Origin of the sequence: Micrococcus sp. CH7 (genome assembly GCF_001595485.1) — a bacterium.
GTDB classification, from domain to species: domain Bacteria; phylum Actinomycetota; class Actinomycetes; order Actinomycetales; family Micrococcaceae; genus Micrococcus; species Micrococcus luteus.
The window spans coordinates 86,054-101,901 of sequence record NZ_LOSQ01000008.1 but is presented as its reverse complement, the minus strand read 5'-3'; the positions used below and the strand labels follow the sequence as shown (position 1 = coordinate 101,901).

Genomic DNA, 15,848 nt, shown 5'->3' with positions numbered 1-15,848 from the left:
GGAGCATGAGCGTGAACAGCATGTCCACTGACAACTCTTTCGGCCTGATGCGCATCGGCCTGGCCACGGCGGAGGACATCCGCCGCTGGTCCTACGGCGAGGTCAAGAAGCCGGAGACCATCAACTACCGCACCCTGAAGCCGGAGAAGGACGGACTCTTCTGCGAGAAGATCTTCGGCCCCACCCGTGACTGGGAGTGCGCGTGCGGCAAGTACAAGCGCGTGCGCTTCAAGGGCATCATCTGCGAGCGCTGCGGCGTCGAGGTGACCCGCTCGAAGGTGCGCCGCGACCGCATGGGCCACATCGAGCTGGCTGCGCCGGTCACCCACATCTGGTACTTCAAGGGCGTGCCCTCGCGCCTGGGCTACCTGCTGGACCTGGCGCCGAAGGACCTCGAGAAGGTCATCTACTTCGCGGCGTACATGATCACCTCGGTGGACGAGGAGGCCCGGCACCGCGACCTGGCCAACCTCCAGGCCGAGTACGACCAGGAGACCCGTGTCCTGGCCGACCAGCGTGACTCCGACATCGCCGCGGTGGCCGCCGACCTCGAGAAGGATCTGGCCAAGCTGGAGTCCGAGGGCGCCAAGGCCGCCGAGAAGAAGAAGGCCCGCGACGCCGCGGACAAGACCATGGCGCAGATCCGCAAGCGCGCGGACGCGGACCTGGACCGCAAGGAGCAGGTCTGGGACCGCTTCAAGAACCTCAAGGTCGCCGACCTCGAGGGCGACGAGGGTCTGTACCGCGCCATGCGGGACAAGTACGGCCAGTACTTCGAGGGCTCGATGGGCGCGGAGGCGATCCAGCGTCGCCTGCAGACCTTCGACCTCGAGGCCGAGTCCGAGATGCTGCGTGAGACCATCAAGACGGGCAAGGGCCAGCGCAAGACCCGCGCCCTGAAGCGCCTGAAGGTCGTCAACGCGTTCCTGACCACGGACAACTCGCCCGAGGGCATGGTCCTGGACGCCGTCCCGGTGATCCCGCCGGAGCTGCGTCCGATGGTGCAGCTGGACGGCGGCCGCTTCGCGACCTCCGACCTCAACGACCTGTACCGTCGCGTGATCAACCGCAACAACCGCCTGAAGCGGCTGCTCGACCTCGGCGCGCCCGAGATCATCGTCAACAACGAGAAGCGCATGCTGCAGGAGGCCGTGGACTCGCTGTTCGACAACGGCCGCCGCGGCCGGCCGGTGACCGGCCCGGGCAACCGCCCGCTCAAGTCACTCTCCGACATGCTCAAGGGCAAGCAGGGCCGGTTCCGTCAGAACCTGCTCGGCAAGCGCGTGGACTACTCGGGCCGCTCGGTCATCGTGGTGGGTCCCCAGCTCAAGCTGCACCAGTGCGGCCTGCCGAAGCAGATGGCGCTGGAGCTGTTCAAGCCGTTCGTGATGAAGCGTCTCGTGGACCTGAACCACGCGCAGAACATCAAGTCCGCCAAGCGCATGGTGGAGCGCTTCCGTCCGCAGGTCTGGGACGTGCTCGAGGAGGTCATCACCGAGCACCCGGTCCTGCTGAACCGCGCCCCCACCCTGCACCGTCTGGGCATCCAGGCCTTCGAGCCGCAGCTCGTGGAAGGCAAGGCCCTGCAGCTGCACCCGCTGGTCTGCTCCGCGTTCAACGCGGACTTCGACGGCGACCAGATGGCGGTCCACCTGCCCCTGTCGCCGGAGGCCCAGGCCGAGGCGCGCCTGCTCATGCTCTCGAGCCACAACATCCTGAAGCCCTCGGACGGCCGTGCGGTCGCCGTGCCGGCCCAGGACATGATCATCGGACTGAACCACCTCACCACGGTGCGTCCGGACGAGGTCGGCGCGGGCAACCTGTACGCGACCGTCGGCGAGGCCATCATGGCGTTCGACGGCGGCGACCTGCACCTGAACGCGCCCGCGCGGATCGGCGTCGAGGGCTTCGTGCCGTCGGCGGACGTGCCGGCCCCCGAGGGCTGGTCCGAGGGCGAGATCGCCCTCATCGAGACCACCCTGGGCAAGGTGCTGTTCAACGAGCTGCTGCCGGACGACTACCCGTGGCTGGACAAGCAGGCGACCAAGGGCACCCTCGGTCAGCTGGTCAACGACCTGGCCGAGCGCTACCCGATGGTCGTCACCGCGCAGACGCTGGACAACCTCAAGGACGCCGGCTTCCACTGGGGCACCTGGTCGGGTGTGACCGTGGCGATCTCGGACATCACCTCCGACTTCGACAAGGCCGCCATCATGGAGGGCTACGAGGAGCAGGCCCAGCGCGTGCAGCAGCAGTACGACAAGGGCCTGATCGCGGACGACGAGCGTCGCTCCGAGCTGATCGACATCTGGAACAAGGCCACCGACGAGGTCGCCGCGGCCATGAAGGACGGCCTGCCGGAGCTCAACACCATCAACCGCATGGTGTCCTCCGGTGCGCGAGGCAACTGGCTCCAGGTGCGCCAGATCGCGGGCATCCGCGGCCTCGTGGCCAACCCGAAGGGTGAGATCATCCCGCGTCCGATCAAGTCCTCGTACCGCGAGGGCCTGTCCGTGCTCGAGTACTTCTCCGCCACCCACGGCGCCCGCAAGGGCCTCGCGGACACCGCGCTGAAGACCGCGAACTCGGGCTACCTGACCCGTCGTCTCGTCGATGTGTCCCAGGACGTCATCGTCCGCGAGGACGACTGCGGCACCGAGCGCGGCCTGTCCGTCACGATCGCCGCCCCGAACGCCGACGGCGAGCTGGTGGCCCACGAGCAGGTCGAGAACTCGGCCTTCGCCCGCACGCTGGCCCAGGACGTCACGGGCGAGGACGGCACGGTGCTGGCCTCGGCCGGTGCGGACGTGGGCGACGTGCTGATCGGCGAGCTGGTGGCCGCCGGCGTCACGGAGATCAAGGTCCGCTCGGTCCTGACCTGCGAGTCCGCCGTGGGCACCTGCGCGAAGTGCTACGGCCGCTCCATGGCCACCGGCCAGCTGGTGGACATCGGCGAGGCCGTCGGCATCATCGCGGCCCAGTCGATCGGTGAGCCGGGCACCCAGCTCACCATGCGCACGTTCCACACCGGCGGTGTGGCCTCGGCCGACGACATCACGCAGGGTCTGCCCCGCATCCAGGAGCTCTTCGAGGCCCGCACCCCGAAGGGCGTGGCCCCGATCTCCGAGGTCGCCGGCCGCGTGACCATCGAGGACACCGAGGCGTCCGTGCGCCTGCTGCTCACGCCGGACGACGGCTCCGAGGAGATCGCCTACCCGGTGCTGCGCCGTGCGCGCATCCTCGTGGCCGACGGCGAGCACGTGCCGGTGGGCACGCAGCTCGTGGCCGGCGCCGTGGACCCGAAGCAGGTCCTGCGCGTGCTCGGCCCGCGGGCCGCGCAGCGGTTCCTCGTGGACGAGGTGCAGAACGTGTACCAGTCCCAGGGCGTGGGCATCCACGACAAGCACGTGGAGGTCATCGTCCGGCAGATGCTGCGTCGCATCACCGTCATCGAGTCCGGTGACACCGACCTGCTGCCGGGCGAGCTCACGGACCGGGCGCGCTTCGTGGCCGCCAACCGCGCCGCCGTCGCTGAGGGCCGCCAGCCGGCCTCCGGCCGCGACGAGCTGATGGGCATCACGAAGGCCTCGCTGGCCACGGACTCGTGGCTGTCGGCCGCGTCCTTCCAGGAGACGACCCGCGTCCTGACGCAGGCGGCCATGGAGGGCAAGTCCGACCCGCTGCTGGGCCTGAAGGAGAACGTGATCATCGGCAAGCTGATCCCGGCCGGCACGGGCCTGGACCGCTACACGAAGACCGTCGTGGAGCCGACGGAGGAGGCGAAGGCCAACCTGTTCGCCTCGCCGGCCGGCTTCGCGGACTTCGACTACCCGGGTCTGGACCAGTCGCTCGGCGAGAACGACTTCCACGCCGTCTCGTTGGACGACTACGACCGCGGGGGCGACTTCCGCGCCTGATCCCCGTCCCCCAGGGGGCCCGCCGCTCCGCCGCTCACGCGGGGGAGCGGCGGGCCCCTTGGCGTGCGGGGCCGGCTCGTCGACGGCGCCGGGGCGTGCTATGCTGTCAAGGATTGTTTTTCGTGTGGCAAATTGGACGCTGTCCGGGTCGCGGGGTCATTGCGCGGCAGATGCCACACTTTTGCACGCCTGCGGACGTCTGCTCGTTGCGAGCCCCCACAGGGAGAGGCAGAGCAGAGGAACGAGCAGCCGGCGCCCCGGGCGCCGGTCGATCACGTCAGCGATCACCGAAACACAGGAAGGCTGAAGAGTGCCTACGATTCAGCAGCTGGTCCGCAAGGGCCGCTCACCCAAGGTCGTCAATACGAAGGCCCCTGCCCTGCAGGGGAACCCCATGCGTCGTGGCGTGTGCACCCGTGTGTACACCACCACGCCCAAGAAGCCGAACTCGGCGCTGCGCAAGGTCGCCCGTGTGCGCCTGAACGGCGGCATCGAGGTCACGGCCTACATCCCCGGCGAGGGCCACAACCTGCAGGAGCATTCGATCGTGCTCGTCCGCGGCGGTCGTGTGAAGGACCTGCCCGGCGTGCGCTACAAGATCGTGCGCGGCGCCCTCGACACCCAGGGCGTGAAGAACCGCGGCCAGGCCCGCTCCCGCTACGGCGCCAAGAAGGAGAAGAAGTAATGCCTCGTAAGGGTCCTGCGCCGAAGCGCCCCCTCGTCGTCGATCCCGTCTACGGCTCCCCGCTGGTCACGCAGCTGATCAACAAGGTGCTCGTCGACGGCAAGAAGTCCACCGCCGAGCGCATCGTGTACGGCGCGCTCGAGGGCGCCCGTGCCAAGAACGGCGCCGATCCCGTGGCCACCCTCAAGAAGGCCATGGACAACATCAAGCCGGCCCTCGAGGTGCGCTCCCGCCGCGTCGGCGGCGCCACCTACCAGGTGCCCGTCGAGGTCAAGCCGGGCCGCTCCACGGCCCTGGCCCTGCGCTGGCTGGTCGGCTTCTCCAAGGCCCGCCGTGAGAAGACCATGACCGAGCGTCTGATGAACGAGATCCTGGACGCCTCGAACGGCCTGGGCGGCGCCGTGAAGCGTCGCGAGGACACCCACAAGATGGCCGAGGCCAACAAGGCCTTCGCCCACTACCGCTGGTGATCCGTGTGGCCCGGGGCGCGCGATCCGCGCCTCGGGCCGCAGGTGCGTCCTGTTCGGACGCGCCACCCACCGCATCCACCTCACGAGCCCCCCATTCCACCCGACCAAGGGAGACACCGTGGCACAGGACGTGCTGACCGACCTGCACAAGGTCCGCAACATCGGCATCATGGCCCACATCGATGCCGGCAAGACCACCACCACCGAGCGCATCCTGTTCTACACGGGTGTCAACCACAAGCTGGGCGAGACCCACGACGGCGGCGCGACGACGGACTGGATGGAGCAGGAGAAGGAGCGCGGCATCACCATCACCTCCGCCGCGGTGACCTGCTTCTGGAACGACCACCAGATCAACATCATCGACACCCCCGGCCACGTGGACTTCACGGTCGAGGTGGAGCGCTCGCTGCGCGTGCTCGACGGCGCCGTCGCCGTGTTCGACGGCAAGGAGGGCGTGGAGCCCCAGTCGGAGACCGTGTGGCGCCAGGCGGACAAGTACGACGTCCCCCGCATCTGCTTCGTCAACAAGATGGACAAGCTGGGCGCGGACTTCTACTTCACCGTCGACACCATCGTGAAGCGCCTCGGCGCGCGTCCGCTCGTGATGCAGCTGCCGATCGGCGCCGAGAACGACTTCGTGGGCGTCGTCGACCTGATCTCCATGAAGGCCTTCGTGTGGCCGGGCGACGCCAAGGGCGACGTCACCATGGGCGCCTCCTACGAGACCCGCGAGATCCCCGCCGAGCTCCAGGAGAAGGCCGAGGAGTACCGCAACCAGCTCGTCGAGGCCGTCGCCGAGAGCTCCGAGGAGCTCATGGAGAAGTACCTCGAGGGCGAGGAGCTCACCGTCGAGGAGATCCAGGCCGGCGTGCGCCAGCTGACCGTGAACGCCGAGGCCTACCCGGTGTTCTGCGGCTCCGCGTTCAAGAACCGTGGCGTGCAGCCGATGCTGGACGCCGTGGTCGCCTACCTGCCGAACCCGCTGGACGCCGGCGCCGTCAAGGGCCACGCCGTGAACGACGAGGAGCAGGTGCTGGAGCGCGAGGCGTCGAAGGAGGCCCCGTTCTCGGCCCTGGCCTTCAAGATCGCCACGCACCCCTTCTTCGGCACGCTGACCTTCATCCGCGTGTACTCCGGCCGCCTGGAGTCCGGCGCGCAGATCCTCAACGCCACCAAGGGCAAGAAGGAGCGCATCGGCAAGCTGTTCCAGATGCACGCCAACAAGGAGAACCCGGTGGACGAGGTGGTCGCCGGCCACATCTACGCCGTGATCGGCCTCAAGGACACCACCACGGGCGACACCCTGTGCGATTCCGCGAACCCGATCATCCTCGAGTCGATGACCTTCCCGGAGCCCGTGATCTCCGTGGCCATCGAGCCGAAGACCAAGGGTGACCAGGAGAAGCTCTCCACCGCCATCCAGAAGCTCGTCGCCGAGGACCCCACGTTCCGCGTGAACCTCAACGAGGAGACCGGTCAGACCGAGATCGGCGGCATGGGCGAGCTCCACCTGGACGTGTTCGTGGACCGCATGAAGCGCGAGTTCAAGGTCGAGGCCAACGTGGGCAAGCCCCAGGTCGCGTACCGCGAGACCATCAAGCGCAAGGTCGACAAGGTCGACTACACGCACAAGAAGCAGACCGGCGGCTCCGGCCAGTTCGCCAAGGTGCAGCTGTCCTTCGAGCCCCTGGACACCGCTGAGGGCGAGGTCTACGAGTTCGAGAACGCCGTCACCGGCGGTCGCGTGCCCCGCGAGTACATCCCCTCGGTGGACGCGGGCATCCAGGACGCCATGCAGTTCGGCGTGCTGGCCGGCTACCCGATGGTCGGCGTGAAGGCCACCCTGCTCGACGGTGCGTACCACGACGTCGACTCCTCGGAGATGGCGTTCAAGATCGCCGGCTCCCAGGCCTTCAAGGAGGGTGTCCGCAAGGCCAACCCGATCATCCTCGAGCCGCTGATGGCCGTGGAGGTCCGCACCCCCGAGGAGTTCATGGGCGACGTCATCGGCGACCTGAACTCCCGCCGCGGCCAGATCCAGTCCATGGAGGACGCGACCGGCGTGAAGGTGGTCAACGCCCTCGTGCCGCTCTCGGAGATGTTCGGCTACATCGGCGACCTGCGCTCCAAGACGCAGGGCCGCGCGGTGTACTCGATGACCTTCCACTCCTACGCCGAGGTCCCCAAGGCCGTGGCGGACGAGATCGTCCAGAAGTCCCAGGGCGAGTGACCGCAGGTCACACGCTCTGAACGACCTGCCCCGGGTCGGCCGCCGCAGCGGCGGCCGACCCGGGGCGACCGGACCGCCCTCCCCGGCGCGGCGGTCCGCGATCAGGACGGGTCAGGTCCGGTCCGCTTCCGGCGGTCCCGACGGCCTGGAACCGGACTGGCCCTCGTGAGGCCGGGATTTCCCCAACCCCGCACCATCCGAGTAGACTCAGTCAAGTTGTCAGCACGTCGCAGGCGGCTGAGCAGTCTTCTTGACGATGAACCAGTTCTTAGGAGGAACTAGTGGCAAAGGCAAAGTTCGAGCGGACGAAGCCGCACGTCAACATCGGCACCATCGGCCACGTTGACCACGGCAAGACCACGCTGACCGCCGCCATCTCGAAGGTCCTGTACGACAAGTACCCGGACCTGAATGAGGCCCGTGACTTCGCGACGATCGACTCCGCCCCCGAGGAGCGTCAGCGCGGCATCACCATCAACATCTCCCACGTGGAGTACCAGACCGAGAAGCGTCACTACGCCCACGTGGACGCCCCCGGTCACGCCGACTACATCAAGAACATGATCACCGGCGCCGCTCAGATGGACGGTGCGATCCTCGTGGTCGCCGCCACCGACGGCCCGATGGCCCAGACCCGTGAGCACGTGCTCCTGGCCCGCCAGGTCGGCGTGCCGGCCCTGCTCGTGGCCCTGAACAAGTCGGACATGGTCGAGGACGAGGAGCTCCTCGAGCTCGTCGAGATGGAGGTCCGCGAGCTGCTGTCCTCGCAGGAGTTCGACGGCGACGACGCCCCGGTCATCCGCACCTCCGGTCTGAAGGCCCTCGAGGGCGACCCCCAGTGGGTCAAGTCCGTCGAGGACCTCATGGATGCCGTGGACGAGTTCATCCCGGACCCGGTCCGCGACAAGGACAAGCCGTTCCTGATGCCGATCGAGGACGTCTTCACCATCACCGGCCGTGGCACCGTGGTGACCGGTCGCGCCGAGCGCGGCACCCTGAAGATCAACTCCGAGGTCGAGATCGTCGGCATCCGCGACGTGCAGAAGACCACCGTCACCGGCATCGAGATGTTCCACAAGCAGCTCGACGAGGCCTGGGCCGGCGAGAACTGCGGTCTGCTGCTGCGCGGTCTGAAGCGCGACGACGTCGAGCGCGGCCAGGTCGTGGTGGAGCCGGGTTCCATCACCCCGCACACCAACTTCGAGGCGAACGTCTACATCCTGTCCAAGGACGAGGGTGGGCGTCACAACCCGTTCTACTCGAACTACCGCCCGCAGTTCTACTTCCGCACCACCGACGTCACCGGCGTCATCACGCTGCCCGAGGGCACCGAGATGGTCATGCCCGGCGACACCACCGAGATGTCGGTCGAGCTCATCCAGCCGATCGCCATGGAGGAGGGCCTCGGCTTCGCCATCCGCGAGGGTGGCCGCACCGTGGGCTCCGGCCGCGTCACCAAGATCACCAAGTGATCTGACGCACCCCGTCTCGTGGCTCCATTGAGCCGCTGACGCGCGACGCCCCCGTCTCCGGGTCTCCCGGAGGTGGGGGCGTCGCCGTGTCCGACGACGGCGCGGCGGCGGCCGCTAGGCTGAGGACATGCCTGAACTGCTCATCTTCATCGTGGTGCTCGCCGTGGCCGCCGTGGCCGTGCGCTGGGCGCTGCGGACCTTCCGTCCCGAGATCGACCGCGCCCGGCGCATCCGGCGCGCGAACCGCGGTGGGGAGCTGGAGCGATGAGCCTGCCCAGCCCGCGCCGCCTGTTCGCCGTCACGGCGATGGCCGAGATGTTCACCTGGGCCGGCCTGCTGATCGCCATGGGCCTCAAGTACGGCGGAGTCACGGAGCGGGTGGTGCCGGTCGCCGGCGGCGTCCACGGTTTCGTGTTCCTCTGCTACCTCGTGGTGACGGTCGCCGTGTGGATCGACGGGCGATGGTCGGTGACCCGCGGGCTCCTCGGCCTCGGCTCGACGATCGTCCCGTTCATGACGGTCCCGTTCGAGCGGGCCCAGCGGCGGCGCGGCGAGCCGGCCCCGCGGTGGCAGGTCGTGGACCGTGCGCCGGGGGAGCGGAGGCCCCTCGAACGGCTCCTCGTCGTGGTGCTGCGTCATCCGGTGGTCAGCGCGCTGGTGGCGGTCGCCGTGGTCGCCGTCGTCTTCACGCTGCTGCTCAACGCCGGCCCGCCCACCGAGTGGGGCCGCTGAGCCCTGGTGACCGCCGGGCCCGGTCCGCCGATTGGCGGACCGGGCCCGGTTCTGTCTATACTGATTCGGTTGCTCAAGCGCCATTGCGCTGTCGTCGTGTGTCTCGCGGCGGCAGCTCGGCCCAGATGTGACGTCACCACTCCGATCCGCCGCAGGCGTGTGCCCTCCCAGGAATGCGACACGCCCGACCGCGTGGACCGGAGTCCGGCGGCGGCGAGGAACCCGGTCCGACCGGATTCGCCCCGCGCGGGTGGAGGACAAGAAGGCGGACCCGATCCGCCGCACAGGGACAGGAACAGCACACCCGACGAGAGAGGCGTGACGCCATGGCGGGACAGAAGATCCGCATCCGGCTGAAGTCGTACGACCACGAGGTCATCGACGTCTCGGCCCGCAAGATCGTTGACACGGTCACGCGCGCAGGCGCGACGGTGGTCGGCCCCGTGCCGCTGCCGACGGAGAAGAACGTGTACTGCGTTATCCGTTCTCCCCACAAGTACAAGGACAGCCGCGAGCATTTCGAGATGCGCACCCACAAGCGGCTCATCGACATCATCGACCCGACCCCGAAGGCCGTCGACTCGCTCATGCGACTGGACCTGCCCGCGGACGTCAACATCGAGATCAAGCTCTGAGAGGGAGGTGCTGAGAGACTATGACCAACACCCAGAACATCAAGGGCCTGCTGGGCACGAAGCTCGGCATGACCCAGGTCTGGGATGAGGACAACAAGCTCATCCCCGTGACCGTGGTCAAGGCAGACCCGAACGTCGTCACCCAGCTGCGCTCCGAGGAGACCGACGGCTACACCGCCGTGCAGATCGCCTACGGCCAGATCGATCCCCGCCGCGTGACCAAGCCCCTGGCCGGTCACTTCGAGAAGGCCGGCGTGACCCCGCGTCGCCACCTCGTCGAGCTGCGCACCGCCGACGCCGCCGAGTACGAGCTCGGCCAGGACGTGACCGTGGAGGTCTTCGAGGCCGGCCAGAAGGTCGACGTCGTGGGCACCACCAAGGGCAAGGGCTTCGCCGGCGCCATGAAGCGCCACGGCTTCGCCGGTGTGGGCGCCTCGCACGGTGCGCACAAGAACCACCGCAAGCCCGGCTCCGTGGGCGGCGCGTCCACCCCCGGCCGCGTGTTCAAGGGCCAGCGCATGCCCGGTCGCATGGGCGCCGTGCGCCAGACCACCATGAACCTGACCCTCCACGGCATCGACGTGGAGAACAACCTCCTGCTGATCAAGGGCGCGGTGCCCGGCTCCAAGGGCCAGGTCGTGCTCGTCCGCAGCGCCGTGAAGGGAGCCTGAGACCATGGCTGAGAACTCCGTGAAGACCATCCAGGTCGATCTGCCCGTCGAGCTCTTCGACGTGCAGTCCAACGTGCCGCTCATGCACCAGGTCGTCGTCGCCCAGCTCGCCGCCGCCCGCCAGGGCACGCACAAGACGAAGCGCCGCGGCGAGGTGTCCGGTGCCGGTCGCAAGCCGTTCAAGCAGAAGGGCACCGGCCGCGCCCGTCAGGGCTCCATCCGGGCCCCGCACATGACCGGCGGTGGCGTCGTCCACGGCCCCACCCCGCGCGACTACTCGCAGCGGACCCCCAAGAAGATGAAGGCCGCCGCCCTGCGCGGTGCCCTGTCGGACCGCGCCCGCAACGGCCGCGTCCACGTCATCGAGGCCCTCGTGTCCGGGACCACCCCGTCCACCAAGGCCGCCAAGGCGGGCCTCGCGTCCCTGAACACCGGCCGCAAGAACGTGCTGCTGGTGATCGACCGGGCCGACGACGTCGCCGCCCTGTCCGCCCGCAACCTGCCTGCGGTCCACACCCTGTACGCCGACCAGCTGAACACCTACGACGTGCTCGTCTCCGACGACGTCGTGTTCACCCAGGCGGCCTACGAGGCGTACGTGGCCCAGGCTTCCGGCGCCAAGAAGGAGGATGCCCAGTGAGCGGCTCCATCAACAAGGATCCCCGCGACGTGATCATCGCTCCCGTCGTGTCGGAGAAGAGCTACGGTCTGATCGACGAGGGCAAGTACACCTTCCTGGTCGACCCCCGCTCCAACAAGTCCGAGATCAAGCAGGCGGTGGAGCGCATCTTCAACGTCGACGTGGCCTCGGTCAACACCCTGAACCGTTCCGGCAAGCGCCGTCGCACCCGCTTCGGGTGGGGCCAGCGCAAGTCCACCAAGCGTGCCATCGTCACGCTCAAGGACGGGACCATCGACATCTTCGGAGGTCCGCTCGCCTGATCGGCGTGCGGAGACCACTTAATCGAGGAACTGACACATGGCTATCCGTAAGTACAAGCCGACCACCCCGGGCCTGCGCGGCTCGTCCGTGGCCGACTTCGCAGAGATCACCCGGTCCACGCCGGAGAAGTCCCTTCTCCGTCCGCTGCACAAGACCGGCGGCCGCAACAACACCGGCCGCATCACCACTCGTCACAAGGGCGGCGGCCACAAGCGCCAGTACCGCCTGGTCGACTTCCGTCGCCACGACAAGGACGGCGTGCCCGCCACCGTCGCGCACATCGAGTACGACCCGAACCGCACCGCCCGCATCGCGCTGCTGCACTACGCGGACGGCGCCAAGCGCTACATCCTGGCCCCGGCCAAGCTGAAGCAGGGCGACGTGGTCGAGGCCGGCCCGAACGCCGACATCAAGCCCGGCAACAACCTGCCGCTGCGCAACATCCCCGTGGGCACCACCATCCACGCGGTGGAGCTGCGCCCCGGCGGCGGCGCCAAGATGGCCCGCTCCGCCGGCGCCTCCGTGCAGCTGGTCGCCCGCGAGGGCAAGTACGCCCAGCTGCGCCTGCCCTCCGGGGAGATCCGCAACGTCGACGTGCGCTGCCGCGCCACGATCGGCGAGGTCGGCAACGCCGAGCAGTCGAACATCAACTGGGGCAAGGCCGGCCGCATGCGCTGGAAGGGCGTGCGCCCGACCGTCCGCGGTGTCGTCATGAACCCGGTCGACCACCCGCACGGCGGTGGCGAGGGCAAGACCTCCGGCGGTCGTCACCCCGTCAACCGGAACGGCAAGCCCGAGGGCCGCACGCGTCGTCCGAACAAGGAAAGCGACAAGCTCATCGTGCGTCGCCGTCGTACCGGCAAGAACAAGCGATAAGGGAGCAGGGAAGACATGCCTCGCAGCCTGAAGAAGGGCCCCTTCGTCGATCAGCACCTCTACCTGAAGGTTCTGGCCGAGAACGAGAAGGGCAGCAAGAACGTCATCAAGACCTGGTCCCGCCGGTCGATGATCATCCCGGACATGCTGGGTCACACCATCGCGGTCCACGACGGACGCAAGCACGTCCCGGTGTTCGTCACCGAGTCCATGGTGGGTCACAAGCTGGGCGAGTTCGCCCCGACCCGGACCTACCGCGGCCACGTGAAGGACGACAAGAAGGGCAAGCGTCGCTGAGCCTGAGGGCACAGCACGCTTGACCTTCTCGAGAATCGAAAGAGAGAAGCAATGGAAGCCAAGGCAATTGCGCGCCACCTGCGCGTGACGCCGATGAAGGCCCGGCGCGTCGTCGACCTGGTCCGTGGCAAGCAGGCCACCGAAGCACTGGCCATCCTGAAGTTCGCCCAGCAGGGTGCTTCGGAGCCGGTGTACAAGCTGGTGGCCTCCGCGGTGGCGAACGCCCGTGTCAAGGCGGACCGCGAGGGCCAGGCCTTCGACGAGGACGCCCTCTACATCACCGAGGCCTTCGTGGACGAGGGCCCGACCATGAAGCGGTTCCAGCCCCGTGCTCAGGGCCGCGCGTACCGCATCAACAAGCGCACGAGCCACGTGACCGTGGTCGTCGCGTCCAAGGACGAGAAGGGTGGGAACTGACAATGGGACAGAAGATCAACCCCAACGGGTTCCGCCTCGGCATCACCACCGACCACGTCTCGCACTGGTTCGCGGACTCCCACAAGGAGGGCCAGCGCTACGCTGACTTCCTCAAGGAGGACGTCAAGATCCGCGAGCTGATGACCACCGGCATGGAGCGCGCCGGCATCTCCAAGGTGGAGATCGAGCGCACCCGTGACCGCGTGCGCGTGGACATCCACACCGCGCGTCCGGGCATCGTGATCGGCCGCCGCGGCGCCGAGGCCGACCGCATCCGCGGTGAGCTCGAGAAGCTCACCGGCAAGCAGATCCAGCTGAACATCCTCGAGGTCAAGAACCCCGAGACCGATGCCCAGCTGGTGGCGCAGGGTGTGGCCGAGCAGCTCGCCTCCCGCGTGGCGTTCCGCCGTGCGATGAAGAAGGCGATCCAGTCCGCCATGCGCGCCGGCGCGCAGGGCATCCGCATCCAGTGCTCCGGCCGCCTCGGCGGCGCCGAGATGAGCCGCTCGGAGTTCTACCGCGAGGGTCGCGTGCCGCTGCACACCCTCCGCGCGAACATCGACTTCGGCAAGTTCGAGGCCAAGACCACCTTCGGCCGCATCGGCGTGAAGGTCTGGATCTACAAGGGCGACCTGACCGCCAAGGAGCTCGCGGCCAAGGAGGCCGCTCAGCCCTCCGGCCGTGGCCGTGGCGGCGAGCGCCGTGGCGGCGGCGAGCGTCGTCGTCGCAACGATCGCGCCGAGCGTGCTCCCCGCCAGGAGAACGCCGGCGCCGGCGCCGAGACCCCGGCCGCCGCTCCCGCTGAAGGAGGCAACGCCTGATGCTGATCCCCCGTCGCGTCAAGCACCGCAAGCAGCACCACCCCAAGCGTTCCGGCGCCGCCAAGGGCGGCACCACCGTGACGTTCGGCGAGTGGGGCATCCAGGCGCTCACGCCGGCCTATGTGACCAACCGTCAGATCGAGGCCGCCCGTATCGCCATGACCCGCTACATCAAGCGTGGCGGCAAGGTCTGGATCAACATCTACCCGGACCGTCCCATCACCAAGAAGCCCGCCGAGACCCGCATGGGCTCCGGCAAGGGCTCGCCGGAGTGGTGGGTCGCCAACGTCAAGCCCGGACGCGTGCTCTTCGAGCTGTCGGGTGTCACGGAGGACGTCGCCCGTGAGGCGCTCCGCCTGGCCATCCACAAGCTGCCGCTGAAGGCCCGTATCATCCGTCGAGAGGGTGGTGAGTGATCCCATGGCGATCGGCACCAAGGATCTGAACGTCGAGTCCCTGGACGGGATGGACAACGCCCGCCTGCTGGAGGCCCTGAAGTCCTCCAAGGAGGAGCTGTTCAACCTGCGCTTCCAGGCCGCCACCGGCCAGCTGGACAACGCCAGCCGGCTGAAGTCCGTCAAGCGTGACATCGCGCGCATCTACACGATCCTGCGCGAGCGCGAGCTGGGCATCCGCGGCGATGTCGCCGCCGAGGCGCAGGCCGAGAAGAACGAGGAGGCTGCCAAGTGACCGAGCAGACCCCGGCCGTCTCCGAGGAGCGCGGCTACCGCAAGGCCCTCCGTGGCATCGTCGTGTCCGACAAGATGGACAAGACCATCGTCGTCGAGGTCCAGGACCGCAAGAAGCACTCGCTCTACGGCAAGGTGATGAAGACCTCGAAGCGCGTGAAGGCGCACGACGAGGACAACACCGCCGGCGTGGGCGACCGCGTCCGCATCGCCGAGACCCGCCCGCTGTCCGCCTCCAAGCGGTGGCGCCTGGTGGAGGTCGTCGAGCGCGCCAAGTGACCGACCCGGCCCCCTGAGGGTCGGCGACGCAGAGGGCCGCCCCGTGCACTGGCACGGGGCGGCCTTGTGCGTTAGACTCTGATATTCGTGCGCCCTCTCGTTGGCAGGACCATCCATCCTGTGTGCCGAGGGCCGCGCACACCGATCCCGGATCCGCCTCGGCCCTGCCCTGCGCGCCCCTCCGCTCTCGACCTCCCCGACGCTGTCTGAACACGCGTCGCCGGGGGACGACGGTGGGCGGCCCGCCTCGGGGGAGGGGTAAGCGTCCCGGGATGCCCGTTCAACCGTTCCGCAAGGCTCGCCCATCGTGGGGGAGAACCGGCGCGACGCTAGGAGAGACAAGTGATCCAGCAGGAGTCGCGGCTCAAGGTCGCCGACAACACCGGTGCGAAGGAAATCCTGACCATCCGTGTTCTCGGCGGTTCCGGACGCCGCTACGCAGGCATCGGCGACACCATCGTCGCCACCGTGAAGGACGCCATCCCCGGCGGCAACGTCAAGAAGGGCGACGTCGTCAAGGCCGTGGTGGTCCGCACCCGCAAGCAGTCCCGCCGTCCCGACGGCTCGTACATCAAGTTCGACGAGAACGCGGCGGTCATCCTGAAGACCGACGGCGAGCCCCGTGGCACGCGCATCTTCGGCCCCGTGGGTCGCGAGCTGCGTGACAAGAAGTTCATGAAGATCGTGTCGCTCGCCCCGGAGGTGATCTGA

At 68.3% G+C, this 15,848-nt stretch carries 19 protein-coding genes; all 19 read left to right on the top strand.

Annotated elements, in window-relative coordinates; all coding sequences use genetic code 11:
* The first annotated feature begins 20 nt into the window (after positions 1 to 20).
* On the top strand, positions 21 to 3,917 hold the full coding sequence (locus AUV08_RS03880) for a DNA-directed RNA polymerase subunit beta' (RefSeq protein WP_036317751.1): 3,897 nt from the start codon (positions 21 to 23) through the stop codon (positions 3,915 to 3,917).
* Between the two features lie 310 nt (positions 3,918 to 4,227).
* Entirely contained in the window at positions 4,228 to 4,602 is a 375-nt protein-coding gene (gene rpsL, locus AUV08_RS03875; RefSeq protein WP_002854787.1) for a 30S ribosomal protein S12, read from the top strand.
* Positions 4,602 to 5,072, top strand: coding sequence for a 30S ribosomal protein S7 (rpsG, locus tag AUV08_RS03870; RefSeq protein ID WP_010080379.1), 471 nt, complete (start codon positions 4,602 to 4,604; stop codon positions 5,070 to 5,072). Before rpsL ends, rpsG begins: the two co-directional genes overlap by 1 nt.
* A gap of 118 nt (positions 5,073 to 5,190) precedes the next feature.
* Positions 5,191 to 7,305 carry an elongation factor G gene (gene fusA / locus AUV08_RS03865; RefSeq protein WP_002854789.1) on the top strand — a complete coding sequence of 705 codons (2,115 nt, stop codon included), beginning with the start codon at positions 5,191 to 5,193 and terminating at the stop codon, positions 7,303 to 7,305.
* 281 nt (positions 7,306 to 7,586) lie between these two features.
* Positions 7,587 to 8,777 carry an elongation factor Tu gene (tuf, locus tag AUV08_RS03860; protein ID WP_061867122.1) on the top strand — a complete coding sequence of 397 codons (1,191 nt, stop codon included), beginning with the start codon at positions 7,587 to 7,589 and terminating at the stop codon, positions 8,775 to 8,777.
* Positions 8,778 to 8,904: 127 nt separating this feature from the next.
* Positions 8,905 to 9,045 (top strand): hypothetical protein, encoded by a 141-nt coding sequence (locus AUV08_RS12055; RefSeq protein WP_002857460.1) that lies wholly within the window; start codon positions 8,905 to 8,907, stop codon positions 9,043 to 9,045.
* Positions 9,042 to 9,509 carry a DUF3817 domain-containing protein gene (locus AUV08_RS03855; RefSeq protein ID WP_002857462.1) on the top strand — a complete coding sequence of 156 codons (468 nt, stop codon included), beginning with the start codon at positions 9,042 to 9,044 and terminating at the stop codon, positions 9,507 to 9,509. Before AUV08_RS12055 ends, AUV08_RS03855 begins: the two co-directional genes overlap by 4 nt.
* 326 nt (positions 9,510 to 9,835) lie before the next feature.
* Positions 9,836 to 10,144, top strand: coding sequence for a 30S ribosomal protein S10 (gene rpsJ, locus AUV08_RS03850; protein ID WP_002857463.1), 309 nt, complete (start codon positions 9,836 to 9,838; stop codon positions 10,142 to 10,144).
* A gap of 20 nt (positions 10,145 to 10,164) precedes the next feature.
* Entirely contained in the window at positions 10,165 to 10,815 is a 651-nt protein-coding gene (rplC, locus tag AUV08_RS03845) for a 50S ribosomal protein L3 (protein WP_002857467.1), read from the top strand.
* Positions 10,816 to 10,819: 4 nt separating this feature from the next.
* Positions 10,820 to 11,455, top strand: a complete 636-nt coding sequence (rplD, locus tag AUV08_RS03840; protein ID WP_002857469.1) for a 50S ribosomal protein L4 — start codon at positions 10,820 to 10,822, stop codon at positions 11,453 to 11,455.
* On the top strand, positions 11,452 to 11,757 hold the full coding sequence (gene rplW / locus AUV08_RS03835) for a 50S ribosomal protein L23 (protein ID WP_002857471.1): 306 nt from the start codon (positions 11,452 to 11,454) through the stop codon (positions 11,755 to 11,757). The genes rplD and rplW overlap by 4 nt, the downstream gene beginning before the upstream one ends.
* A 37-nt stretch (positions 11,758 to 11,794) precedes the next feature.
* Positions 11,795 to 12,634, top strand: coding sequence for a 50S ribosomal protein L2 (gene rplB, locus AUV08_RS03830; RefSeq protein WP_002857473.1), 840 nt, complete (start codon positions 11,795 to 11,797; stop codon positions 12,632 to 12,634).
* Between the two features lie 15 nt (positions 12,635 to 12,649).
* Positions 12,650 to 12,931, top strand: coding sequence for a 30S ribosomal protein S19 (rpsS, locus tag AUV08_RS03825; RefSeq protein ID WP_002857475.1), 282 nt, complete (start codon positions 12,650 to 12,652; stop codon positions 12,929 to 12,931).
* Positions 12,932 to 12,982: 51 nt separating this feature from the next.
* Complete coding sequence (gene rplV / locus AUV08_RS03820; protein WP_017487837.1) at positions 12,983 to 13,348, top strand: 50S ribosomal protein L22; 366 nt, start codon at positions 12,983 to 12,985, stop codon at positions 13,346 to 13,348.
* A 2-nt stretch (positions 13,349 to 13,350) separates the two neighbouring features.
* On the top strand, positions 13,351 to 14,169 hold the full coding sequence (gene rpsC, locus AUV08_RS03815) for a 30S ribosomal protein S3 (protein WP_002857479.1): 819 nt from the start codon (positions 13,351 to 13,353) through the stop codon (positions 14,167 to 14,169).
* The gene (rplP, locus tag AUV08_RS03810; protein WP_002857481.1) at positions 14,169 to 14,585 is read left to right on the top strand and encodes a 50S ribosomal protein L16; all 417 of its coding nucleotides are present in this window, start codon (positions 14,169 to 14,171) and stop codon (positions 14,583 to 14,585) included. Before rpsC ends, rplP begins: the two co-directional genes overlap by 1 nt.
* A gap of 4 nt (positions 14,586 to 14,589) precedes the next feature.
* A complete protein-coding gene (rpmC, locus tag AUV08_RS03805; protein ID WP_002857484.1) occupies positions 14,590 to 14,859 on the top strand; it encodes a 50S ribosomal protein L29 in 270 nt (89 codons plus the stop codon).
* Positions 14,856 to 15,137: a 30S ribosomal protein S17 gene (gene rpsQ / locus AUV08_RS03800; RefSeq protein WP_002857485.1), complete on the top strand. Its 282-nt coding sequence runs from the start codon at positions 14,856 to 14,858 to the stop codon at positions 15,135 to 15,137. Before rpmC ends, rpsQ begins: the two co-directional genes overlap by 4 nt.
* Before the next feature lie 342 nt (positions 15,138 to 15,479).
* Positions 15,480 to 15,848 carry a 50S ribosomal protein L14 gene (gene rplN / locus AUV08_RS03795; RefSeq protein WP_002857487.1) on the top strand — a complete coding sequence of 123 codons (369 nt, stop codon included), beginning with the start codon at positions 15,480 to 15,482 and terminating at the stop codon, positions 15,846 to 15,848.